This window comes from Bacillus thuringiensis (assembly GCF_001182785.1).
Classification (GTDB): domain Bacteria; phylum Bacillota; class Bacilli; order Bacillales; family Bacillaceae_G; genus Bacillus_A; species Bacillus_A thuringiensis_S.
This window is the reverse complement of record NZ_CP012100.1, coordinates 14,967-40,360: the sequence shown is the minus strand read 5'-3', so window position 1 is coordinate 40,360 and position 25,394 is coordinate 14,967. Positions and strand designations below refer to the sequence as shown.

Below are 25,394 nucleotides of genomic sequence, written 5' to 3'. Positions count from 1 at the left end.
ACGATGACCTTCTTTTGTTACATTCAAATAGGCTTATAAAAAATCTATCATGTAATATCCTTTACTGAGGATCGCTCTACTAACTGAGGAATAATTGTAATTTTTTGCTTAGCATGCTCCTTCATTTCCATCGTTTTTAGCAGTTGTTCAAACGTACAGGCTGCCATTTGTTTAATTGGCTGTTCAATTGTTGTTAACCCTGGATCTGCAATCTCAGCATAGATTGTATTATCAAATCCGATAATTGATAAATCTTCTGGAATTGAAAGCCCTTGTTTTCTTGCTTCATTCATAAGGCATATAGCAATCAAATCTGTACAAGCAAAAACCGCTGTAGGTCTGTTAGGTAAATTAAGTAACTCTTTACTTGCACGTTTGCTATCTTCCACAGTCGAATAACAGCTAATGATAGCATCGTCATCTAATGAAATTCCTGAATCCGTAAGAGCTTGTTTGAAACCAGTCAATCTCCCTAAGCTACTTTTTCTATCCTTCTCCATCATAATCGTTAGCGATGTATGACCTTTCTGCGTTAGATAATTCCCAGCTAGATAGCCTCCCCTCATATCATCAGTTGCCACCACGTGAGTCGTGATAGAAGGATGGTCTACAGTGAATAGTACAAGTGGTAAATCTCGATTTACGATTTTTTTTACAAGTTTATAATCATTTAGCTCCGTCGCAATAATAATGCCATCTACTTGCTTTTTAAATAGTAAATCAATGTATTCATGCTCACGTTTTGTTTGATGGTCTGTACTACATAAAATGAGTGTATACCCTGATTCTCGTGCACTATTTTCGAACGCTCTTGCTACTTCAGCAAAAAAAGGATTTGAGATATCTGGGACAAGTACCCCAATTGCATATGTTTTTTTACCTGTTAACGCTGCCGCTACACTACTTGGCTGGTAATCTAGTTCATCCATTACCTGATTTACTTTGTTTATTGTTTTTTCACTAATACGCCCAGTTTGATTAATTACCTTGGATACAGTTGCTATTGATACACCTGCTTTTTCCGCAACATCATAAATTGTTGGTTTCACTTTAATTGTCCCTTCTTAATCATCTTTTTCTATATTTTATCATAAATATATTTTGCTTCTTGGTACACAAATGGAATTCTTTTAAAATTTGTAAGTATTTCTATCTTATAGCGTAACGCTTCATACTTACGAGCTAATCAACCTTGATAAAGCACCGGTAGAAAAGTATTTGACTAATTTGATTATTAGACATTTAATATCCACATGCAAGACACTACAATATTACTCATAAAATTATGTAATACAATTGACTACATCTTAAGTCGCTAAAAAGAATTATCTCCTTTATTTTTTATCGTCACCCTTCCATAGTACCTCCATATGTTGTATAGAGATATCTCCTTCTACATTTCATTGATGCCTCTTTCAAGTCCTAATACACACCTTAAAAAGAGCACTTTTAAAAAGTGCTCTTTTTACTTTGCATGTCACTCATCCTACAATGAAGTAAGATCTTAACTTATGAATAATTTATTGAACCCCTGCTAATAATATAAATAAATTGGTAATAGCCAATCTGTATCCATAATGAATCTCTAATTTTCTTGAATTCTCCCTGAGGCAAGGCGGCTATTTTTTATAGCTGCCTTTCTTGTATGAATTTTGAACTACCCCCACTTTCACTTTGTTTAGAAGTGAGGGATTCCTAAGTAAAGAGTTCTATCGAACTCTAATTGATTAGGCTAACCCCGCAGTCCTTGCGGTTAGAAGCCTTATCGCTTCATTCTTTATATTGATACTTGCGTTAATATCCCTATCATGGTGTATACGACAAGAAGGACAGTCCCATTCACCTAGGTTTAAATTTTTAACGTCTTTATTTTGATATCCACAACAAGAACATAATTGGCTGGAAGCAAATGTTTTCGATACGACAATGACTTGTTTGCCATACCATTTTGCTTTATATTCCAACATAGTTCGAAATTGTGACCATGATACCTCACTAATTGCTTTTGCTAACTTATGATTCTTTAACATATTCGATACTTGCAAATCCTCTATACCGATAACATCGTGGTTTTTGATGATTTCGGTTGAGATTTTGTCCAAGTAATCTTTTCTAGCATTTGATATGTATTCATGAATTCTAGCTACCTTGACTCGTTGTTTATTCCACCGAGAAGATCCTTTCATTCTTCTAGAAAGAACACGCTGTGCTTTCGCCAACTTATCTTCTAATGATCGGAAAAACTTCGGATTTTTATAGGGTTTTCCATCTGACAAAATAGCGAAATCTTTTAGTCCTACATCTATTCCAATGTAAGAATGTGTTTTCGGAAGTTCTTGTACTTCTGTTTCAACTAATAGTGACACAAAATATCTGCCAGAAGGGCTTCGTCTAACAGTGGTACTTACAATACGTCCCTCTACTTCACGACTTTTGGCACATCGAACAAGGCCTAGTTTCGGCAACTTTATTTTGTTCCCTACAACGGCAATATTTTCATTTGTTTGTTTTGTGGTATAAGATTGTACGTTGTTCTTCTTAGATTTAAAGCGCGGGGCGCTGTTTTGTTTTTTGAAAAAGCGCGTATAAGCATCCGCAAGGTTGCGAACAGACGACTGAATCGCAATACTATCCACTTCTTTGAGCCAAACAAAATCTTTCTTCATGGCAGGGAGTTTGGCAGAGCATGTACCATAGGTCAAGCCTTGCCCTGTCTCTTTGTATGCGTGATCCCATAAGGATAGGAAATGATTGAATACAAAGCGGGAACAACCAATCGTTTTGTTGATTAGAATTGCTTGTGCTTGATTTGGATAGATACGAAACTTATAGGCTTTATTAATCATCATTTCATTCACCTCCATTTCGGTATATAACTATTATAAACCAAACGTACATTCGATAGATAGTAAAGTAACACTTTCTATATGTCGAACAATTAAGATGGCTTCCTGCCATCCCTTGTTCGAAGCCAATTCATCTCCCACCTACTCCTGGGCTGTTGCCCTTCACACACTCCTTGAGGAAGGAATCTTCTTGGCTAAAATGATAAATATAAGCACATACTATTAACGGAAGGCTTGAATCATTGTCATTGAAAATGTTCAGCACTTCCGCTCCTTAAGAGAACAGTCTACGCAACTGTTCTCTTTCCTATTTCCTATTTCCTTTTTTCACGCATATAATCTGACAAGCATTATTAACTCTAACTCTCCTACAATCAATCGCATTGCAACATTTTCAATATTCCCTCAACAAATTCTCAATATTTTTCATGGACAACAGCACACTTTCTCAACGGTTTTAATATCTTAATATTAGATACTCAAAGGAGGTGTTGAAAAATGACTTGGTTCATTATTTTAGGATTTATGCTTATTTTAATAATAAGCGGTTTTCATGCACATAGTATTCATATCGTTTTCAAAATAGGTTCAGATACAAAAGCTGTGCCAAGTTGGTCTTTCGTTAATAAAATAAACTTCCAAACATTAAAAGAATTAATAAAAGGACTAAATAAGGATAAACTTAAAATCCTTACAATAGGAGAACTTGTTATTCCTTTAAGTTTCTTTAATAGATTATTTAGCAAAACATTAATTTTTCTATTCCTATTCTTTTACTCTCAATACTTAAACTAACGTAATTTAAGATCAGTTAAAGAATAACAATCACTAATCTTAGCAAGTCAACAATCAATCGCCTATGATGAACTGTTCCCAAAGTGTTAAACAAAAAATTAAGCGGCCGTCTGAATGTGAGTCCGGTATTATACTGGGCTCATTCCTTTTAAATGTACCTTAATTCTTTTTATGATTGTAATAACCTATATAGTTAGCTAATTCTGTCTTAAAATAATCCATACTTTTGAACTCTTTAAGATAAATTACTTTTGCTTTGTCTTGTTCTGCAATTCCATCTCTTTTTGAACGAAGTCCTCTAACTTCTTTAAATAATCGATTTCCATACGTAAACATTCATTTTCATCTTTTAATGCCTCCATTACCCCTTCAATAGATGCACTATCTAACTTTGATTTTGTATTTGTATTTCCCATAGCTGGATCCCCTTTCTTCTTTTATATAGGAAATCCATGTCTTTTAAATCATATATTCCCCTTCATCTACGAACTATTTCAATGAATTCCTTAACAAAAACTATTCATTTATTTCCTTTGTTTTTAATCTATTTCTAAATATTTCAGATCTACCCATTGAAACATTCCCTTATATTCATTCCATATTCCTTACTCCTAAATGAATCTTAGTACATATTATCCTCAATACATTTATAGGTTTTTATAGGATTTTTAACAAAATCTTCTTACATTTAAATAGACATACCACTTTATTCTGTCAACTCCATCTATATTGATAAATATAAAAGAACAAATTTATTTGACATTTCAATGACTTATAACAGGAAAATATATACATTAAATGAAACCTGATATATCTTTAATTTGTAAGTTATAGTTAGTTGGCCAACTTTCCATACAATTTAATAATTTAAAATATGGAGATCTAAAATGAATCAAGTATTTAGAAAAAGTAAGAAAAAAATGATGTATCTAGTTGGTTCACTTCTAATTTCTCTATCAATGTTTTCAACTACTAGTTTTGCAGCTACAGAAGGTGCTGTAAAAAGTGTTACAAATAGTAGTTATACCGGGATTACAGCTGATATAAATCTACCAAAATCAGTTGTTGTTAAAGATGGATATGTTAATTGGTATTTAGGTATTGGAGCATCTAAAGTTGAGGGTGGTATTTCAAAAACACCAAGTGGATATAAAGTATTTCTTAATTCAGGATATAATGAATCAGGTCAAAACAGTAAGTATTGGAACACACAATATGATACATCAATTAAAGATGGTGATCGGGTAAACCTTAAAATAATTAATAACGGAAATGGTACGGTTACTATGTATGTAAATGGAAGCCCTAGATATGCAAATCAGCCTGTATATGGCTCATTTTCTCAATACGAACCAGTAAAAATGGTTCAGGGTGTTGAAGATGCTGGACGTAATTCTTTTAGCCAGGCTAGCTTTTCAAACGTACTTCTAAGAGCAGATACATCTGGATCTACCTACAAAAGTTGGAACGGTTCAATTTCTTCCTCATTTTCAAGACACGGTACTTATGGTAACAATTTCATAGTTTATTCCCAAGTACCCTTAAGCGCAAGTCTACGCTAAAGGTGTTATATGCATAATAATGTTTTTGTGAAAAAAAGTAGTTGCACTTGCAACTACTTTTTTTATATAGGGTCCATTGTAATAGATATTCTTGCCAATATAAATACCATCTTCAACTTTTTCAAAAAACAAGCTGTTTATCTAAATGTTATGTACAAAAAAGCGTAGAAATTTTTAATTTCTACGCTTTTTATAAGTTAAAAAATTCATTTACTATTACAATTCTTCAAATTCATCAATTTCAGCTTTACGCTTTAAAAATAGTTCCATATCTTTATTCTCTCTTTCTATTAAACCAAGAGCATGTGTATCATCCAAGGCTAACTCTTTATATCCCCATATATAATCTATAGTTGTATCTTTGACATGTCTGTGTTCTCCACAATACCATTCTATAGGTTGTAACGCATCGGATATTTTAAATAATTCTGCTGGATACCATGATGGCATATTTTCACGTTCTCCTAAAATTAAATATGTCAACTCACCACTTTGTAACTTGCATATGCCATAAACAATATACTTCTTTTCAATAACTAAGTTAAATATTTCCTCGGTTTCCTTTGCTAGATAATCTCCAGTGTTGTACAAACAAGTTACTTTCATAATAAACGCCCCTTATTTTTTATCTTTAAATTTAAAATCATCAAATTCACCAGTTTTTGTATTTTTAACATAATGCATTTCCACACCATTTACATTATGGGCCATTTTGACCCATTCGTCTTCCTTAGACCATTTAGGATCTGTCATAGGTACCCTTATTTCCTTATCTTGAGGATTTAATTTAACTTCCTTCATTGCTTTTTTTCAAAATAGGATTTCTATGTAAATGGAAGTCCTAGATATGTAATCAACCTGCATATGGTGCATTTTCTCATAATGAAAAAAATATTATTTTCTTATGTAAAATTACCTCAAACACCTTCCATATTTACATTTCCCACTTATACCTTACTAGTTCGTATGAGTTTCTACTTTGGGCAAATATTTCATAAAAAACAAGAAACCACCCATTTGGATGGCCTTTAAATTTACTAGTTTTAATATTTTTCTGCTACTAAAATATAATCAAAGTTATTATCTTCATTCCCTCTTACCGATGAACTTACTTCAATTTGAATGATAAATTATTAAATCAAGATTTATTATTATGCAAAATTACATTTTAATTGTAGTTGATAATCATTCTTAATGTAACTATAATGATTACATGTTGGGTGATATAAGAAAGTTATTTACGAATTAAACCTAACTACACATTTAAATACAATCGGAATGGAGATGTTATAAGGTATGAAAAAAATCATTTTAGCTGGTGCATTAGGAATTGCAGCTCTTGCAGGCACATACCAGGATTAGAAGTAACAAAAGCAAGTGCAGCTTCTATCGAGTCAAATTTATCAACAATTGAAGGGCGTGTAGTTGAGGTTACTGATAATGTTATCTCTGTTGAGTCAACAAAGTATTCAGAACCTATTAGTATCTATTTAAACTCTACACCAAATGTAAAAGTTGGTGATCAAATAAAAGCTACTGGTGCAATGATGCGTAATTTTACGGACTATATGATTGCAGAGTCAATTGAAAAGGTTCAAGGTACTGATACATTACACCAGGGAAGTTATTTAAAACATGTTTTTGCATACGAATATGAAATAGGACATGTTACAAAAGTAGATAAGTTTAAATCTGGAATAGAAGAATATAATTATGTAATTGTTCAATATACTGGAAATGACGGAAGTAAACGTAATGTTACAGTTTATTTAACACACGGGCAGAAATTTAATGTAGGTGAAAAGGTTAAAGTTCATATGGCGAACGCTGAAAGAAGTAATGAGTGGTCGATAACAGATGAGATTGAAAAAGTTAATGATTCTCAAGCATTAACTAATGATCGATGGATTTGGTCTTAATATAAAATTGTATTTTTTCTCTTATTGAAAAGAATTTTTTGTCATGGTTAATTTCTTCTGTTAGTAATATGAAGAATTGAAATATTATCCAACCAACTAAATGTATAAACCTTTTAATCGAAAAGAACTTGTAGACAAAACTACAAGTTCTTTTTACTTTTCCAAATAATAAGAGAAAGTAAACAAATATTCAAAACTTCATATTTATAAACCAATCTGTTCAAAATCGATGGTATATTCTATAGCAATATTGGTTCTTTAATGGTTGGTAAAAACTCGATACTCATAGCATAATTTAATAACAAATTGATATACTCTTGATTCGGTTCTAAACAATGTACATTCTTTAAGTATCCTTGCGTGTATAAACAAGATGGTATAGCTACTGATAGCTCTTCTACAGATTCTAATAAAGGCATTATGAGCTCTAAAGCTTTCTGTTCATCAGTAGTTAGATTCGTATTAAAAAACTTCTCTATATACTTTTCTTGTTTCATTAACATAATATCGTATCCAAAATCTTGTAAAACATTTATAAATTGGTCCCATTTAAGTTGATTGGGATTACAAATATGCATGGTTTTATTTACTGTATTGGCCTTATAGGATAATTCAGTAATAGCTAAACTTCCATAGTCTACAGGCGTTAAATCTACATACGTATTGATTTCAGGCGCTACGCTAGATAGGCATACCCCTTTTAATAATCTATAAAATGCATTTTCATTTATATTGTATTGAAATTTACCTGTTTTAGAATTACCCACTAAATTCCCCACACGATATATCGTGGTACGAACTCCTTTTTCCATTGCTTCTCTGACCATTTTCTCGCCTTGAAACTTACTTTCTAAGTACACATTATCTAAATTTTGCCCTCTATCAAAATTAGACTCAAAGAATTCAAATTCTTTTGGATCGCTTTCAGCCTGACCTACTACACTTAAAGTCGATATATAATGAAAACGTGCATTTGTGTTCTTAGCTAATTCCAATAAGTATTTTGTAGACTGAACATTTACCTTTTGAAAATGCTCACGTTCTCCATAGTGTCTAACTTCTCCACCACAATGTATAATTGACTCTACCCTATTCTTTAAATGATCCAATTGCTTTGAATCTAGACCTAGATTCATCAAGGATAAATCTCCTTCAATTAATTCTACTCTCTCCTTCAACTTTTGGAGGATTTCTTTACCAAAATAAAAATCCATCCTTTCTTTTAACTTTGCACCAATTACTTGATCCTCATTTTTTCTTACTAAACAGTAAATAGTCGTAGATGGCAACTGTAATAACCTTTCCAAAATATGTGCTCCTAAATATCCTGTTGCCCCTGTAAGGAAAACTGTTTTTGGATAGTTCACCATATCTAACTCACATTCTTCTAATTTAGTTCTTTCATAAACAGAAGTCGTTTTCGTTTCATTTTCCATACATGCTACACTCATATTTTTCTCTTTCTTGGACGACATATCTTCCATCTCTTCAATATGAGAGGCTAATTTTTTTATTGTTCTATACTTAAAGAAATCTTGAATTTTTAAGTTAGGGTATAACGGTTTTAATTTGACTAATGCCGGCATAACTTTTAAAGAATGTCCACCCAAATTAAAGAAATCATCTTTTAAACCTATAGATTTTACGTTTAGAACTTCAGACCATACCTTTGCAATGTTTTTTTGCACTTTAGTTTGAGGTTTAAGTTTACACTCATCATTTTGCTCATAATCAAACTCTATTTCTGGTAGTTTTTCAAAATCAATTTTCCCATTCGCCGTTATTGGTATTTCTAACACATGAGAGTAATATTTAGGGATCATATATTCTGGCAATACATTTGATAAATGTAAAACTAGCTTATTTTTCTCTATCCCTATACCGTCCACTGTTTTATAATAAGCTTGCAGTAACATTCCATCTTTCGTTTGTGTTACCACAGCCTGACCTATCCCCTCAAGTTGTAACATTGCATCTTCTATTTCTCCTAATTCAATCCTGTGCCCTCTAATTTTAACCTGCTTATCTTTTCTTCCCATAAATTCTATATTTCCATTTGGTAACCATCTTGCTAAATCACCAGTTCGGTATAATCTTTTGCTATTGTCTTCTGAAAATGGGTTTGAAATAAATGCCTGTTTTGTTTTCTCTTCCTGCTTCCAATACCCTTGGGCCAATCCTACACTTTCAATATATAATTCACCCATGCCCCCTACCGGACAATGTTGCATATATGAATTCAATATATGAACCTTTGTATTAGAAATTGGAATACCAATCGGTATGCTTCCTAAAAGATTATTTTCATCTTCTAAGACTGGTATGAAATAATACATTGCTGAGACAGTTGCTTCAGTAGGGCCATACTCATTTACCAGCTGTAATTGGTTTTTAAAAGTATTTTGCCAACTTGTAATGGCATTTGTTGATGCAGCTTCCCCTCCCATTATTATAAATCTTAAAGAACGTATCTTTTCGCTATCCAGTTTAATTAATGAAGTCGATAATTCATTGAAAAATACTGTTGGTATGTCAGAAATAGTTGCTTGTGTTTCTTGAATGGCTTGAGCATATGCGACAGTTGAATAGCGCTGTTCATCACTTAATACATATAGTTCCGCCCCATTTAACAAGGTAGAAAAAATTTCCGATACAGAAGAATCAAAACTATGGGAATAAAACTGTGTTACTTTATCATTTGGAGAAATCTCAAATACTTCATTTCTCCATTCAACTAAATTTAATACTCCTTTATGCGTTAATAATGTACCTTTTGGTTTTCCTGTTGATCCTGAAGTATAAATTACATATGCCAAGTCATCTGGTTTATTTAAAATTTTCACATCATCATTTATAGTCGTACGATATATATCCTCTATTATTGAAACCTTATAATCACTTACATTCAAATGACCTTTGTATTTGTTACTCGTTATAATTCTACATGCCTCACTGTCACGAACTATATAATTTATTCTATCCTCAGGGTATTTTACATCAATGGGTATATAGGCAGCACCAGCTTTTAATATTCCAAGCATTGAAACGATACTATTCATACTTCTATCTAAAAATATGGCTACCTTATCACCTCTTTTTATACCTTTTTCGAGTAAATGTTGAGCTACTTGATTAGAGCTCATATTTAATTGCCTATATGTTAAAGATTCCGTTGCAGTCGCTATAGCAATCCGATCGGGTTGTTTATCTACTTGCATATAGAATTGCTCTTGTATATTTTGAAAATAAGGATATGGTCTTTCTGTATGATTTACCTTTTTATATAGAGATTCTTCTTCCTGTGATAGAAATGAAAGATTCTCATACGCTACTGTTCGTTGATGAATAAATGCATCCAGTATAGTAAGTAAATTTTGAGTAAACCTATTAATTGACTCTTCCTTGAAAAGATTAATATCATACTCAAATGAAATCCCTACATAATCCAATCCTTCTTCAACAGCTAAAGAAATGTCAAACTTACTAATATCTTGTTTATTAGGTAACAATTGAAGCTTGTACGCATCCTGTTGCTGCAGAATATCTTTCTGATAACTAAACATAGTAGAAAAGATCGGGTTATTTCCAAAGCTTCTATCAGGATTTATTTGTTCAATTACTTTATCAAATGGGTACGATTGGTTTTGGAAAGAATTCAAACATTTTTCTCTCACTACTTGTAATAGCTGTGTTAAATTTTTCACATCATTTAATTGTGTTCTAATCGCTAAGGTATTTACAAAAAATCCTTGTATTTGTTCAAATTCTTGATGATTCCTTCCAACCACCGGTGTACCTACAATAATATCTTTTTGATCCGTGAGATAATGTAACAATTGAATATACGCTGCCAAAAATAGCATATACATAGAAACATTCTCTTGTTCACATACTTGTTTCAAAGACGCTTTCATTTTATTATCTAACTTCATTTCAAATACTGTACCTTTATTTGTACTTTGATGATTCTTACTAAAATCTAAAGGAAGATTTAGCATAGGAAGAGGCGCCGTAAGTTCGGCCATCCAATAAGATTTTTCCGTATCCCACTGACCTAAATTCAACTGCTCCTGTTCCCACTCAGCATAATCTACATATCGATTAGAGATAGTTGGCAACTCGGGATTTCTACGTTTAGCAAAGGCACTATATACCTTCATTAATTCATCTAATAAATTCCTTACACTCCACTCATCTGTAATAATGTGATGTAAATTGATATATAAATAAGACTTTCTCTTATTCAGATTAAAAATCCTAATCCTAAAAAGAGGGCCCTTTTCTAAATCAAATGGAGTACGATCCGTTTGATTTATTGTTGTACGTATATATTCTTGTTGTTCTTTTTTAGACATGTGTTCAATCTCATCGTGAATCAGGTCAATCGCTATTGAGTTTAAGATGACTTGTCTAGGCTCCCCATTTCTTTCAATAAACACTGTTCGCAGCATCTCGTGTCGTTCAACTAAAAACCTTATGCCGTCCTGTAAAATATCTTTTTTCAAACTCGGCTCGATATATATGTGTAGTGGTGTATCGTATACTCTATTAATAGCGTTTGATTTATTTAAAAACCAGATTCTTTTTTGAGCACTTGATAACTGGTAACTTTCCTTATCTGCAACTTTTAATATTTGCATCTTCTGTTCTTCCCTATCATGATTTACTTCCATTAATTTATCGATGTAAGCAGATAGACTAGCAATTGTTGTATGCTCAAAAATATCTCTAATTTCTATTTTCAAATGAAACTCTTTTTGAATTTGATTTAATACTTGCACAGCAATTAATGAATGTCCCCCAAGTTTAAAAAAGTCGTCATCTCTACTGATTCTATATTTCCCTAAATTTAAAATCTCTGACCATGTTTTTTCCAACCTTTTTTCTGTGCCACTTATTGGTGGTATATATTGATTTTGCATATTTTCAAGTAAAGATGGGATTTGTAATTCTAATTTTTTTCTATCAATCTTACCACTTGGTGATAATGGAAATGTTTTAAGATGAAATATATAATTTGGCATCATAAAATCTGGTAATCTTTCACTTAAGAATGTTTTTAAGTTCTCTTGTTTTATCTCTGTATTGTCTTTTGATACATAAAAGATAGCAATTTTGTCATTTTGATAAGTTACTACTACTGCATCTTTTACCTCTGGGTGTTTAAATAATGCCCTTTCTATTTCATCAAGCTCAATTCGATACCCACGTAGTTTTACTTGATTATCTTTCCTTCCGATAAATTCTAAGTTGCCATTTGGTAAAAGACGTACTAAGTCCCCAGTACGATATATTTTTTTATGGCGATTATATGATTTTTCGAAAGAAATAAATGCCTCTTCTGTTTTTTTCTTTTGATTTATATATCCTTTGGCAACACCATCACCACCAATGAATAACTCACCTACTACTCCTGACGGACATAGCGTGTTAAACGGACTGACCACGAAAACTTTACTATTAGCAATTGGTTTACCTATTGGGATATTAGAACTTTCTTCTTTTAACTCATGATTTACTTCATAAATGGTTGTACATACAGTGGCTTCAGTAGGACCATATGCGTTAAGAACTGGAATCATTAACCCTACTTTACTTTGCCATTTACGAACTGATTCAGCAGGTAATGTTTCCCCTCCTACAAATACACATTTTAAAGAATTTAATTTCAGTAACATTTCTTTTGACATATCAGCTATTAATTTAAAAAACGCAGTTGGTAAGAGAACATATGTAATACCATTCTTGTTAATTACATTTATAAACTCCTCTGCAGAACATTTTTCCATTTCAGAAATTACATGCATTCTTCCTCCGCATAATAAAATCGGAAACATTTCCATAATGGAGGCATCAAAAATCATTGTTGCAAATTGTAAAAATACATCATTTTTGTCTAAATTAAATTGATTCATTAATGAATATGATAAATTAATTACTCCTCTATGTGGTACAACGACTCCTTTTGGTAAACCTGTTGAACCTGACGTGTAGATAATATACGCAGCATCTTCTATGTTATGTGTAGACGCAATATTTTCTATAGAATTAGTGTAATGAAAATCCTCTAAAAAAATTGTAGGAATCGCAAAACTTTCAATTAATCCCCTGAATTCTTTCTTTGTAATAATCATTTGACTTTCACTATCTTTTAATATAAATTCTATTCTTTTTTCAGGAAACTTTGGATCGATTGGTACATAAACTCCACCTGATTTTAGTATGCCTAGAATCCATACAATTGTATCGATTTCTCTCACCATAGTAATACTTACACGCTGTCCCTTTTTTATATCATTTTCACGTAAATAATTCGCAATTTGATTTGACCTTTGCTGCAAGTCATAATAGGTAATCGATTTATCCCCCATTGAAATCGCTATTTGATTTGGCGATTTTAATGCTTGTAGATCAATTAATTGATCTAATGTTTTTGAATTAGGATATGCAAGAGTATTTGAGTTTATATCTTTGTATAAACGATGATCCTTTTTTAAAAGTAAATCCAATGAATGGATAGGTTCGTTCACATTCTTCATTAGTTTTTGTAACAAATATATATATCTTTCAACTAAATCATTCATACTATCTGGTTTATATAATGCTGAATTATAGTCAACCTCAATTTTATTCTCTGTTTCCCCTTCATATCTCATTATTCTCCATGTCATGTTAAAAGGATTTACTCTTTTACAATCTGTTAAAACTGTGGACTCAATATCGGGAATTTTCAATTGAGGTATCCTTACCGTATTAAATGCTGTTGAATAAATCATATTATGATGTGTATTATTATTTAGATTTAAATCTCTTACTATATGTGAATATGGATTATGTTTATACTTAATAGCCAAATGAACAGATTTATTCACCTTGTTAAGTATTCTCTTAAATGTATCACCTTTTTCTATTGTTATACGTATAGGTAATGTATTAACAAAATAACCAAAAGCATTCCCTCCTTCCGTTTGTGGTCTAGTATTAATTGGAATACCTACAATAATTTCTTCAGCATTTGTCATTTGATGAAGTAAGGTACAATAAGTACTTAACATTACTCGATAAATACTTATATTATTTTTTTTAGCAAAACATTGTATTTGATAAAACAGATCGGCATCAATATTCTTGCTTATATTTTCGTTCGTATATATCGGTTCATTCATTTTATTAATAGTAGCAGGAAACTCTGTAGGAGGTAATTCACCTTGTAAATAATCTTTCCAATAGGATGATCCTTCTCTATATATTGCACTGTCAATAAAACCTTCCTCAAATTCTACAAGGCTCTTATAAGGAGATTCTAATACTAAACCCGTATTTTCTTGAAGTAATTCACAATACGTATGAGACAATTGTTGGATAAAAATTCCTAAACTACATCCATCATAAATAATGTGATGAAAAATCATATGTAAAATAAATTCATCTTCACACAATTTAATGATGTGGAATTTAAACAAAGGCCCTTCTTCTAAATTAAATTTCTCATTCACAATAGAGTCTAAAAATTTTTTAAAAATAAATTTTTGTTTTGTGTTTTTAAAAGCAGTTAAATCCTTAATTGGTGTATCAAAATCTATACTCTTTTGAATGAATTGTTTAATTTTTTCGTCCCTCTTAATAAATAGTGTACGTAGCGCCGGATGAGATTGCACTATTAAAGTAAGCGCTTTCCTTAAGGTCTCTATTTGAAGACTTCCTTTTAGCTTTATGATGATGGGTTCATTGTTCATTCCTTTTTCTAATTCCATTTGATGAGCTATCCATAATGCTTCTTGCCCTACTGTTGCATCAAATTCTTCTACAATTTCATATTGCTTTTGTATTTCTTTCATATGAATTTCTCCTTTTATAAATATTTAAAAGCGGATAATATTTACATTTACAACTATATGTACAGATTCTGCGATTTGTAAATATATATATTCCGACTAAATTCAACATTTAATTCACTTAATGTATAGTTATTAAAATTATGAATAAAATTCATATCTATGCCGTAAAAGTTTATACTTTTATTCAATTCGAGCATAAAAAATCATTTCACTAATAATTCTAATTTCTTTTTATACAGTAATCTTACATATTTTATTAAAGGAAATAGCCTAATTTATACTCCGAAAATAAATTCAAGAATATTCCAACTGGCCACTATATATATTTCTAATAAAATAAACTGTAAAGGAGGAGTCCGTACATAATGGAATATAGATTATTAGGTAACACGGGATTAATAGTCTCAGAGGTAGGGTAGGGTTCGGTTCTTGGGCAATTGGTGGAGATGAATGGGGAACAGTAAAAGATAATGAATCCATTGATGCAATTGAGAAAGCAATCGACTTAGGGGTTAATTTTATTGACACTGCTGACGTTTATGGACTAGGTCATAGTGAAACACTCGTTGCAAAAGCTATAAATAATCGCAGGAAAGATATAATCCTTTCTACAAAAGGTGGTTTAATTGGTCATCATTATGACCCCAATCAACCAGCCGTTTATGGAGATCCTCAAAAGATCATTGATGCGTTTGAGGCTAGTTTACTACGACTTAAAACGGATTATATAGATGTGTACTTTTGTCATATTTGGTGGGATAAACCTGAAGAAACAGAAGCCTTTCTACAAGCTTTCCAAACCTTAAAAAAATCTGGAAAAGTGAGAGCTGTTGGCGTTTCTACTAATGATTTAGATTATATAAAACATTTTAATCAGAATAATGATTTAGATGTCGTACAATTCGATTATAGTATTTTGAATAAAGAACCTGAAAAAGATATCCTTCCTTATATTGAAAAACATAATTTAGGTGCTGTGATAAGAGGTCCACTTAAGATGGGAATTTTAACTGGGAAATTTAATCATGAAACTCAATTTCCAGACGATGATTTAAGAAAAGATTGGCCAAAAGAAAAGTGGTTTAAAGATAGCTTAAACACAGTAGAGAAATTACGTTCACTTTTACGTTCAAATCGAAATTTAGCGCAAGTTGCTTTACGTTATGTTTTAAGTCACGCAGCCGTTTCAGTTGCTATTCCTGGTGCAAAAAATTCTACTCAGGTTGAAGAAAATTCTTCACACTTAACTCGTCCATTATTATTAGATAATGAAATTGAATTCATTAAAAAGCTTTGATCAGATCATTATTCACCTACAAAAATTATGCTGATTCTTCTACCAAATCCATACTACTACTTCTTCTCAACTAGAACATATTTTTAACACTTCCACCCTATTTTTTTCTCTTTCTCCAACAATATCTACAGTTTATAAGGTAGTTGAGCTCTTATATTCAACTACCTTATAATAGTTCTACATTAGAGTAAATTATCTACTACATTAGTTGAATACATGCTAGGGCAACATCCAAACCGAATAAACAATTAATTCAGAAATATTTTTAGAAACTTAATTATCTCAAAATTACTTTTTTAAAATAAATCAAAAAATTTTTCTTTACTTTAAATTCCATAGTTCATATAATCTTCTATGGAATTACATTTTTTTCTAAATAGCTCCTCATTTCTAAGTGTTCGAAAGGGCAATTACAAATTATTATACCCTTATGTTTAACCAAGTAAAATAAAAATCCAGTTTTTCACAAGGAGAAGTGACTGCATGCAAGATATTTTAAAATTATTTCCGAGCGTTGACGGAAATGAAGAAAAACAACAACTTTTATTAGAATCTATGCAGAAAATAATTAAAAATCTTGACCGATTAAAAAATGAAGAGCGAGCTACTTTAGGTAAATGTGAGGAAAAATCCGAAGGATACTACAATGGCTTAATTCACCAAAGTCATATTCCACTAGCTGGAATCACTATGTCTGAGGTTATAGAAGAGCTAAACCAATTTATGAATGGTCATCCTTATCCAAATAAATATTACTTGTCTAACGCTGTACCACTACCAAGTATACCTTCACTATTAGGTGTAATAACCATGGCCCTTTTAAATGGTAATGGTGTTTGGGATGTATATGGTCCAGGGGCAGCTGAAGCAGAAGTAAAAGTTGTATCCATGCTTTCAAAACTGATTGGTTATAATCCGCATAATAGCGGTGGTTATACAACATGGGGTGGACAAGGATGCGTATTTTCGAGCTTGCGCTTAGCAATTTCTAAACAATTCCCATCAGCAAAAGAACATGGCGCTCCACAAAATGTATATTGCTTTGCTTCTGAAAATGCACATTATAGTTTATTAAAGTCAGCTGAAGCAACTGGCATCGGATCAAATCACTTAATAAAAGTGAAAACTGATCCATATACAAATTCTATGGATATAGAAGATTTAGAGAATAAAATGATACAGGTTATTAAAAATGGCGGTATCCCCCTCTATATTCTAGCTACTATGGGGTCAACAGATACATTTACCATTGATGATATAAAAAGAATTAAAGAGAGCGCTGAAACAATACAGAAAAAATATAAATTAAAGCCTATTTATATCCATGCTGATTCTGCAATGGGCGGATTCTATAGCTTCTTTAATAATTATAATTTCGAAGAAAATCCACTCTCATTTGAACCTAATATAAAAAATGCCTTACAATACGTACAAGATAAAATGCAATATATGTCTCTTGCTAATAGTGTATGTTTTGATTTTCATAAATTAGGACAAACACCTTATGCTTCAAGTATTTTAATCGTAAAAAATCATACTGATTTACAACTGATGGACATTGAACAAGATGACACACCTTATCTTGGTAATAGGTCATATGGAAGTTATCATACAGGCTATACCTTAGAATGTTCACGAGCTGGTAGCGCTATTCCCATGTATATCAATCTAGTAGCCTTTGGAATTGAAGGATATCAAAAATTATTAGCAAATTATATTCGTGTAAATCTATTATTTAGAGAAAAGTTGCGAAAAACCCTGCCTCAAGTCGCAATCACAAATGATTTTACATTTGGACCAATTACGACTTTCCGTTTCTATATGAATGGAGATGGCCAAGAAAATTGGGAAAAAGAACGGATAGGCCTTGCAACAAAAGAAGAGATTGAGGATACAAACCAATTAAATATAGAACTATTTAATTACCTGGGAAAAAATCGCGATCAAGTATTTTTTGGTGACACAACTCGTTCTTGTGTAGTAGATGTAATAAACAGTTATGATAGAAATCCAATTTCTACATTAAAATTCTTTTCTATCTCTCCATATACAACTGTTGAATGTATAGATGAGATCGTAGAATTTCTTTATAAACATATTTCAATTGCTACTAAACAGATTTATTCATATGTTTAATAACCATTTTGGTAAGCGCTTTAATAATTAAACTTAACTAAATTAAATAAAATTTTAATCCTTTTAATTACTATTAACTATATCAGGAAAGAGGAAAAACATATGAATATAGAGCTACTTGATACACACCACGTGAAAGATGCAGCACATTTACTTGCACATTCTTTTGTTAATAATGAACCTCTTGTAAGCAGCTTACAAATTCCTTTTGCTCCTTTTCACAAAATGTGCGAAGAAATGATGAAACAAGCTGTATCTCAAGCTATGTCATTTGTAGCAATAGAAAATTTTCAAATTGTTGGAGTTCTTTTAACAAAAAAAGTAACTCAGCCACTAATAGATACAGAGAAAGCGATTGAACTATGCCCGCAAATGGAACCTATTTTTCAACTTTTAGATACATTAGAGACAGAATCTATTGAATTTTCTCATTTAGATAAAGAAAAATTGGTCTATCTAGATATGGGCGCTTGTCATCCAGATTGGATGGGAAGTGGTATAGTCACTACCCTTCTTTCACATGCCATTCAAGAAATAAGTAAAAGAGATTATGATTTTATCGCTGCTTGTACAAATAAAATTTCTCAAAAAATCCTTAAAAAACTGTATACGACCTTTGAAATGAATGAAATAGTGTATAGTAAATTTCTTTATAAGGAAGCATACCCATTTGCTAACACAACAACTTCCTTAGCAGCACAATTACTATTTATACCTAAATCCCAATTCGTCATCCAGGCCATATAAATTTGCGAAGAAGACTAGCTGTACTTTTGTGCAGCTGCTTTTTTATATAGAGTAAATTAGTAATAGATATTCTTACATAAGTGACACCTTTCACACTTTAACTTCTTCAAATTCAATAGCCACTTTCTCAGCATTCCTTATTCCTGATTAGCCTACCTAAAGATCCCCTTCTATTTATTTCAACATGGTTCATCATGCTATAATTTCATATGCTCCATTATTTCATCTATACAAGTAACTTAGACACTTCTCCCTATTTAATCATTAATCTTTTACTTTTTAAGTAACGATTGATACACATCTTCCCACTCTTAAATACTTTAAAATTTATTACCTAATAACTCCTTAACAATCCCTGTAATTCTTATAATTCTCTTTCATTTTGTTTATCTATTCATCCATCCCCCATATCCTATATATCTCCCTAATCTTCCCCAAAGAATCCAATGTAGAATTCATGATAAAAGAAAACAAACGTATCATATGTAGATTATTTAAGAGAAAAGAGTGAGAATTACTGGATTCTCCTTTCTTTTCATCCTTTTTAGAAGCTCTTTAAAGCCTAATTCTATTACATTCCTGCTAGGTAACATGTGTCTACTAATCATTAACAATTTGTATAGCTATATAAAGACTCTACTAAATCATTAAAGGAATCTCCTTTCCCCTATCGAATTATTGTAGAGGAAAGGAGAGGAATACATGGAAATTCTGGGATTAGATCCTCGCGCATTAGCGACTTTAGGTGCACTTGAATACACCAATCGTCGCAATAAATTAATCGAAGACTCGGAGAATAACATATACGAGTGTAAAGAAATAAAAGAAATACTTCAATCACTCCCTAAAGAGAAGCAGATTGAGGTTCTTGAGAATCAAGCTCATTTTGAAGCTGTGGCAAAGATGATTGAACAAAACAATTTAATTCTTTTAGAACAGATGAAAGCTCTACAGCTAATTCAGAAATAACAAACTTATGATTAATTAATTCTACATATGCTTCTATATATAATGTCTCTTTATCTATACTACCAGCCTCTGTTTTTACAGGGGCTTTTGTTATGCATTGATTCATATTTTGAATTTGGATGGTTTCTTTCACATGTATGAATAGATCTTCTAACAAACCTGGTGTAGACCCTAATTCCTGCTTTTCAATTTCCTCTGTGACGGCACTGATAAATTCCCATAGTACTTTTGGACCTAGTAGTTCTGCTAAACGTTTTTCACGCATTTCAAATGTTTTCATGTTCATATTAAACACTTCCCTTCTCTAATATTTTTTTAAAAATAAGTAATAATTTATTTCGTTTTAGGAAAACAATATAGAAATTAAATTCTCCCCTCAAAATTACACGTATCGTGACACTAATCTTCAAAAAAAAGAGTCCAATCAAAATTTAGTACGTTAGCTATATTCTTTGCGACAGGAACACTTGGATTTCTTTCACCACTTTCAATCATTGCATACATACTTCTAGATATTCTTGCCTTATATGCAATACAATCTTGTGTTTTCTCTTTATTTTTACGTTTTTCTAATAACCAAAGCCTCATTATTTCCTCCTTTCATTGTCACAAAATGTGTAATTAATAATTATACTACACAATAATAGGTATGAAATCAACATTATTTACACATTTCGTGTACTTTGTTAAATGTTACATATTGTGACGTTATAATTGATATAGAAAACACCTAAAAGGAGGTAGCATATGTTTGGCACTAGACTACACACTCTTCGAAAAGAACGCAAACTGCGTCAAGAAGACATGGCAAATCAACTAGGGATTGCTCGAACTACATATGCAATGTATGAACAAGGAAATCGAGAACCTGATTATAATACATTGATAAAATTAGCGACTTTCTTTGAAGTATCAATTGATTACCTCCTCGGTACAACTGAAATGAGACAAGTTACAGACATACAAGATCCTGAGCTTTATCAATGGTTTGAAGATATAAAAAATGCGACTCCTCAAAAACGAGAGGAATTAAAGAAGTTTTGGGAATTTATAATACAGAAAGAAGATTAATATATCAAAAAGACCGCCATCTTAACAAGGTAGCGGTCGCTGGTTCGAACTCAAACAAGATTATGCCGTTCCCTCCTTGATATTCAAGAGGGGTTCTTATGTATAACAATGGAACAGCTCTTTTAAGGAGGAAAATTCCATTTGACATAAGATTCTTTTCGATATTTAGCTAATACTTGTTCTAAACGTTTACGTTCACCTTAGGCGCATTCTTTTCTAAGGCTATTTCCATTGCTTTGAGAACAAGTTGTGTATTCAAATCTTCAATCCCCTTATTATTCCCTTCAGCTACAAATGGTTTACTAACTCCAAAGTTTGCTCGTTGAATGCTATTGGGTTTTCTTCTACTACTTTTCTATCACTTGAGCAGCTTACTACTTCTTTTCCCTTCATATCCAAAACCTTTAAGCTAATTTTGCTCGCTTTAGATTAGAGCTATCTTGTTAGTTTATTAGGCATAGATCCTTTTTTCTTATCCTATATTTCTGACCTTTTAATCTGTCCATTTCCACGAATCACATATTATGAATTCATCTATAAATCACCCTTGCAAATAAAAAAATAAGAAGATCCATATGCGAATAAACGCTTTAGAATCTTCCTATTCCTCCATATACACCCTTAAAAATAGTTGGCTTATTGCTTTGTATTAGATAATCCCCTTTTTCAATAAACTTACATAACTATTATCTCCAATGATGACATGATCTAGAAGAGGGATACCAATAATAATTCCACATTCTTTTAATCGCTTAGTTACTTCAACATCTTCTTGAGATTCCATACTATGTCCTGAAGATAGCAATAGGTAAGACTTTGAGGTTATCTCCACCTTTTCCCCTGCTCTACACCGTGCGTGCAACTTTCATCGCACACGGCATGCCATCGTTTGCCTTCTATTTCATTTTCCTCAATCTACTTAGTTTAATTTAAATCCCTAATTTACTTGATTATTTCATTTCCAATTAACAATCTTAGTTTATTCAGCTTTATAATTTGTTCCTCATTTAATTCAAGAAATTCAAGATACCTTTGGATAGTTTCTACATCTGTGGCATGGATTAGCCGGTGAACATCTCTAGTAATTAGCACTAAGTTGGAATAACTATCATCCTTCGTTTTACTCCATAATGTTTTATGATGGCAATCCATTTCCGTTAGAATCAATTCTTCCCCAGTTACTGCGCATTTTCCATTTTGGGCTATAAACAGCGATATTCGATTGTCATTGAATTCTATCGTTTCCCGTTCATTAATGATAGGGTGTTCCCTAATCCATTGAACTTGCCAGTTCGGAACCGACTTTTGTTCCCGATGTATTAGTTCTCGTCCTTCTTTGGTAAATTTATTAACACTATTTTTGGGCATTAATGCTGTTTTTGTTTTAATGAACCCAATAGGAATGAGGGGATATCCATTAATATATCTTGTCATCTTTGATTTTAAATAAGGTTTAATGCCTTTATCTTTGATTGGATAATTGGTTGTTTTTCGCAATGAAAATTGCTTTAATCGTTGACGTTCTATTTGTGTTAATTGGTATTGTATTGGCATCAAACTATTGACTACTTGCGTCGCAATTTGATAATAATTGTGAATGCCAATAACCATACTATTATAAATTCCAACGTTCTTGATTAATTCGTTTCCATTGGGAACTCTTTGCATGAGTTTGATCTGGTCTTTGAGTTGTTTCTTAATCCTCTTTCGTGCTTTTTCTGCTATATGTGATTGACAAACGTATTTTCTGCGGCCAAAACGATCATATCCTTTTCGTTCCATTTTCAGTTCAAAGCCGAGAAACTCGCTACTTTTCTTTTTCAGATTTGTAATTTGAGATTTCTCCTCAGAAATAGTAAGGTTTAACCGTTCCTCTAGCCACATTTTGCTTGCCATGAAAATCTTTTCAGCATCTAATCGCGTTGTAGTAAAAATTTTAAAATCATCTGCGTAGCGGACAATGTACATTTCTTTTAATGTAGATGTTTTTCTAAGTTGTTGATAGCGATATTGGCGACTATACCATCCTGTTTTCTTATTAAGATAGTCCTTAAGCGTTCGGCACTTTTTACTTTCCCATTGGTTTGCAATCCACCAATCAAATTCATTTAAAGTGATATTCGCCAATAGAGGGGAAAGTATTCCACCTTGCGGTGTCCCTTTTGTTGGATGTACGATTTCTCCATTTGGTAAAACAATAGGCGCTTTTAACATTTTACGTATAATCACAAGTAATTGTTTATCACGAATACCCATTGTCCAAATTTGTCGCATAAGCTTTGAATGTTTTACTTCATCAAAGAAACCTTTAATGTCTATGTCCACTACATATTGCATTTTATTATTGTTTATTCGTCCATTACATGCAGATATTGCATTTTCAGCTGATTTTGTCGGTCTAAACCCATAACTATATTTATAAAAATTAGCTTCACATATAGGTTCCAGTACTTGTAGAATACATTGTTGTGCAATTCTATCCCACATAGATGGAATACCTAATGGTCTAGTTTTTCCATTAGGTTTTGGAATTTCCACACGTTTTACTTTTCGAGGATTATACTGTTTAAATCTTTTCTTCACAATTCCAATAAACTCATGGGTTCCAAGCTCTTCAACGTCCTTTATCGTAACTTCATCGACTCCAGGCGTGGCACTTCCGTTATTCCGTTTAATATTTCGATAGGCGAGTAGAATGTTGTCGTCTGAAGTAATGATTGACATGAGGTTTTTAAATTTTTGTTTATCCTTACTTTTTGCATAAAGTTCATCAAAGATTTCAGTCATGCCATAATACTCAGCATGGCGTAACCTTGTATTTTTCATTCTAGGGATCTTCTTAAAGTTTTCGTTCAAGGTATATCACGCTCCAATCTTGGCTCGTGACCTTTTTAGTCATACGAGAATCCTTGAGATGATTGAGTTGAAATAGTTTAGGCGAAACGACTTGAGGCTATTGTTCCATTTCCATTACAGAAACTTCATCACTCCTGCCTCTACTCTCACTATCATAAAAGGAAGTTATAGATATATTCCTTTCCTCCCTACCACTTCATAGAGTGTGTACTCTCCATGTTGATAGCTTTCCACGTTCCCTTAACTCTATCTATTCTTAACTTAGGTGCTAGCTCTTGCCTGGCGTCCTCTCCATCGCCTGTAACGATGCATGGAGCTTTCGAAACCACCATACTTACTCGCCCACGGAACGCACTTGAAGTTTTCATCAAGTCTACCCATTTCTAAGTAGTTCCACTTACAGACATTTCATTCGCTAGTTCGTCAGTGTTTTACCACATTCTCACCATATTAAGTTTTTCACGACTCCCGACCTATCAGTTGTACCAACCACCTCTGGTTAGCTTTCGGTTACTCATGAGTACTACGACAACTTTTAGCCGACTTCACCGAGCTTCACACCCTATTCTTATACACATTCGAATAATGCATGTCGGAGTATTAGAGTAGGCATTTCAAGGCGTTACCCTATCATTCTACCTATCGAGTTAAGAGTTCACGACTCCCTTACTTGCCATAAATGACGTTCAGACAGCATGCGTAACCTTTTCAGTTAGGAACGTGTCGCACGGTGGTTATGGAAACATACTATTGAAGATGCATTGTTTAATATTGCTGTGCGGAACGTCTCGCGTGGATGGACTAACGATGAATCAACAGTTCCTTCAAACACAATGCTACATCCAATAATTTCATTCTTTGTATTTAAGTTAAATACACCAAAAATTTCATTTGGCCTTGACTCTATATCAAATATAATCTGTGCAAAGCGTACAGCATCCGCTGGACAAGTGATTTTCTTTTTCTCAATATCATAAATTCGATTACTGTCTTTTACCAACTTTACAGATTGAACCATAATTTTCTTACCCATGTCCTTCTCCTTTCGAAATAAAAAAGACGAGACTGCTCCTCTCATCTTTTTCACCTTCTTTTGTATTTTGAAATCCAAAATTCTTATTTCCCCACTACAATTCTTAATAATTTAAGATAATCTATCACATCCTTGTTAGTTGATTACTTGTCCTATTCCTACAACGCAAAAAACCTTCCAGGAATACATTCGTATTACAAATTAGCGTATATGCGTTATACACTTCCTTGTAATGAATCGTAAACCCGAAAGGTTTGTGGTTATCTAGGAATGATTAAAAAGGAAAAATTTTCTTGAACTTATTATATAATAAGTTCATTTCTAT

15 protein-coding genes and 5 pseudogenes are annotated in these 25,394 nt (G+C 32.2%); 7 read left to right on the top strand and 13 right to left on the bottom strand.

Annotation, left to right across the window (positions count from 1 at the left end; all coding sequences use genetic code 11):
• Positions 1-47: 47 nt before the first annotated feature.
• Positions 48-1,049, bottom strand: coding sequence for a LacI family DNA-binding transcriptional regulator (locus AC241_RS27420; RefSeq protein WP_050844918.1), 1,002 nt, complete (start codon positions 1,047-1,049; stop codon positions 48-50).
• Positions 1,050-1,727: 678 nt separating this feature from the next.
• Positions 1,728-2,849 carry an IS200/IS605 family element RNA-guided endonuclease TnpB gene (tnpB, locus tag AC241_RS27415; protein ID WP_050844916.1) on the bottom strand — a complete coding sequence of 374 codons (1,122 nt, stop codon included), beginning with the start codon at positions 2,847-2,849 and terminating at the stop codon, positions 1,728-1,730.
• Between the two features lie 495 nt (positions 2,850-3,344).
• On the opposite strand from tnpB, the gene AC241_RS27410 reads away from it, so the two are divergent.
• Positions 3,345-3,641: a hypothetical protein gene (locus AC241_RS27410; protein WP_050844914.1), complete on the top strand. Its 297-nt coding sequence runs from the start codon at positions 3,345-3,347 to the stop codon at positions 3,639-3,641.
• A 245-nt stretch (positions 3,642-3,886) separates the two neighbouring features.
• Here AC241_RS27410 and AC241_RS34940 read toward each other — a convergent pair whose 3' ends face one another.
• Complete coding sequence (locus tag AC241_RS34940; protein ID WP_050844913.1) at positions 3,887-4,057, bottom strand: hypothetical protein; 171 nt, start codon at positions 4,055-4,057, stop codon at positions 3,887-3,889.
• 471 nt (positions 4,058-4,528) lie between these two features.
• On the opposite strand from AC241_RS34940, the gene AC241_RS27400 reads away from it, so the two are divergent.
• The gene (locus tag AC241_RS27400; protein ID WP_050844911.1) at positions 4,529-5,203 is read left to right on the top strand and encodes a hypothetical protein; all 675 of its coding nucleotides are present in this window, start codon (positions 4,529-4,531) and stop codon (positions 5,201-5,203) included.
• Between the two features lie 216 nt (positions 5,204-5,419).
• Here the strand turns inward: AC241_RS27400 and AC241_RS27395 are convergent, their stop codons facing one another.
• Both AC241_RS27395 and AC241_RS27390 read right to left on the bottom strand, forming a co-directional pair.
• Entirely contained in the window at positions 5,420-5,809 is a 390-nt protein-coding gene (locus AC241_RS27395; protein ID WP_050844910.1) for a hypothetical protein, read from the bottom strand.
• Positions 5,810-5,821: 12 nt separating this feature from the next.
• Positions 5,822-6,004 carry a mafB gene (locus AC241_RS27390; protein WP_080990912.1) on the bottom strand — a complete coding sequence of 61 codons (183 nt, stop codon included), beginning with the start codon at positions 6,002-6,004 and terminating at the stop codon, positions 5,822-5,824.
• Positions 6,005-6,499: 495 nt separating this feature from the next.
• Here AC241_RS27390 and AC241_RS27385 point away from each other — a divergent pair.
• Positions 6,500-7,122 (top strand): annotated as a pseudogene (locus tag AC241_RS27385) (hypothetical protein).
• Between the two features lie 239 nt (positions 7,123-7,361).
• On the opposite strand, the gene AC241_RS27380 reads toward AC241_RS27385, so the two are convergent.
• Positions 7,362-14,960: a non-ribosomal peptide synthetase gene (locus AC241_RS27380; RefSeq protein WP_050844908.1), complete on the bottom strand. Its 7,599-nt coding sequence runs from the start codon at positions 14,958-14,960 to the stop codon at positions 7,362-7,364.
• Between the two features lie 365 nt (positions 14,961-15,325).
• Between AC241_RS27380 and AC241_RS27375 the strand changes: the two are divergent.
• The 3 genes and pseudogenes from AC241_RS27375 to AC241_RS27365 all read left to right on the top strand — a co-directional run bounded on the left by AC241_RS27375 (position 15,326) and on the right by AC241_RS27365 (position 19,140).
• Positions 15,326-16,257: pseudogene (locus AC241_RS27375) on the top strand (aldo/keto reductase).
• 483 nt (positions 16,258-16,740) lie between these two features.
• Positions 16,741-18,393 carry a pyridoxal phosphate-dependent decarboxylase family protein gene (locus tag AC241_RS27370; RefSeq protein WP_050844907.1) on the top strand — a complete coding sequence of 551 codons (1,653 nt, stop codon included), beginning with the start codon at positions 16,741-16,743 and terminating at the stop codon, positions 18,391-18,393.
• Between the two features lie 102 nt (positions 18,394-18,495).
• Complete coding sequence (locus AC241_RS27365) at positions 18,496-19,140, top strand: GNAT family N-acetyltransferase (RefSeq protein ID WP_050844906.1); 645 nt, start codon at positions 18,496-18,498, stop codon at positions 19,138-19,140.
• 844 nt (positions 19,141-19,984) lie between these two features.
• On the opposite strand, the gene AC241_RS27360 is transcribed toward AC241_RS27365, so the two are convergent.
• Together AC241_RS27360 and AC241_RS27355 are read right to left on the bottom strand one after the other, a co-directional pair.
• On the bottom strand, positions 19,985-20,395 hold the full coding sequence (locus AC241_RS27360; protein ID WP_050844904.1) for a hypothetical protein: 411 nt from the start codon (positions 20,393-20,395) through the stop codon (positions 19,985-19,987).
• 113 nt (positions 20,396-20,508) lie between these two features.
• Entirely contained in the window at positions 20,509-20,697 is a 189-nt protein-coding gene (locus AC241_RS27355) for a helix-turn-helix transcriptional regulator (RefSeq protein ID WP_050844902.1), read from the bottom strand.
• A 159-nt stretch (positions 20,698-20,856) separates the two neighbouring features.
• On the opposite strand from AC241_RS27355, the gene AC241_RS27350 reads away from it, so the two are divergent.
• Positions 20,857-21,180 carry a helix-turn-helix domain-containing protein gene (locus AC241_RS27350; protein WP_000468121.1) on the top strand — a complete coding sequence of 108 codons (324 nt, stop codon included), beginning with the start codon at positions 20,857-20,859 and terminating at the stop codon, positions 21,178-21,180.
• A 193-nt stretch (positions 21,181-21,373) separates the two neighbouring features.
• Here AC241_RS27350 and AC241_RS35285 read toward each other — a convergent pair.
• The 5 genes and pseudogenes from AC241_RS35285 to AC241_RS27330 all read right to left on the bottom strand — a co-directional run.
• Positions 21,374-21,564, bottom strand: a pseudogene (locus AC241_RS35285) (DnaD domain-containing protein); the annotation flags it as partial.
• A 265-nt stretch (positions 21,565-21,829) separates the two neighbouring features.
• Positions 21,830-21,976 (bottom strand): annotated as a pseudogene (locus tag AC241_RS27345) (JAB domain-containing protein); the annotation flags it as partial.
• Positions 21,977-22,122: 146 nt separating this feature from the next.
• Complete coding sequence (gene ltrA / locus AC241_RS27340) at positions 22,123-24,036, bottom strand: group II intron reverse transcriptase/maturase (protein WP_050844899.1); 1,914 nt, start codon at positions 24,034-24,036, stop codon at positions 22,123-22,125.
• Positions 24,037-24,224: 188 nt separating this feature from the next.
• A complete protein-coding gene (locus AC241_RS27335) occupies positions 24,225-24,404 on the bottom strand; it encodes a hypothetical protein (protein ID WP_000858401.1) in 180 nt (59 codons plus the stop codon).
• 347 nt (positions 24,405-24,751) lie between these two features.
• Positions 24,752-25,069, bottom strand: a pseudogene (locus tag AC241_RS27330) (JAB domain-containing protein); the annotation flags it as partial.
• Positions 25,070-25,394 lie beyond the last annotated feature (325 nt).

Coding starts and splice junctions, on each gene's coding strand:
- AC241_RS27390 (WP_080990912.1), bottom strand. CDS start 6,004: ATGAAGGAAGTTAAATTAAATCCTCAAGATAAGGAAATAAGGGTACCT.
- tnpB (WP_050844916.1), bottom strand. CDS start 2,849: ATGATGATTAATAAAGCCTATAAGTTTCGTATCTATCCAAATCAAGCA.
- AC241_RS27360 (WP_050844904.1), bottom strand. CDS start 20,395: ATGAACATGAAAACATTTGAAATGCGTGAAAAACGTTTAGCAGAACTA.
- AC241_RS27400 (WP_050844911.1), top strand. CDS start 4,529: ATGAATCAAGTATTTAGAAAAAGTAAGAAAAAAATGATGTATCTAGTT.
- AC241_RS27335 (WP_000858401.1), bottom strand. CDS start 24,404: ATGAAAACTTCAAGTGCGTTCCGTGGGCGAGTAAGTATGGTGGTTTCG.
- AC241_RS34940 (WP_050844913.1), bottom strand. CDS start 4,057: ATGGGAAATACAAATACAAAATCAAAGTTAGATAGTGCATCTATTGAA.
- AC241_RS27355 (WP_050844902.1), bottom strand. CDS start 20,697: ATGAGGCTTTGGTTATTAGAAAAACGTAAAAATAAAGAGAAAACACAA.
- AC241_RS27350 (WP_000468121.1), top strand. CDS start 20,857: ATGTTTGGCACTAGACTACACACTCTTCGAAAAGAACGCAAACTGCGT.
- AC241_RS27395 (WP_050844910.1), bottom strand. CDS start 5,809: ATGAAAGTAACTTGTTTGTACAACACTGGAGATTATCTAGCAAAGGAA.
- AC241_RS27380 (WP_050844908.1), bottom strand. CDS start 14,960: ATGAAAGAAATACAAAAGCAATATGAAATTGTAGAAGAATTTGATGCA.
- AC241_RS27410 (WP_050844914.1), top strand. CDS start 3,345: ATGACTTGGTTCATTATTTTAGGATTTATGCTTATTTTAATAATAAGC.
- AC241_RS27370 (WP_050844907.1), top strand. CDS start 16,741: ATGCAAGATATTTTAAAATTATTTCCGAGCGTTGACGGAAATGAAGAA.
- AC241_RS27365 (WP_050844906.1), top strand. CDS start 18,496: ATGAATATAGAGCTACTTGATACACACCACGTGAAAGATGCAGCACAT.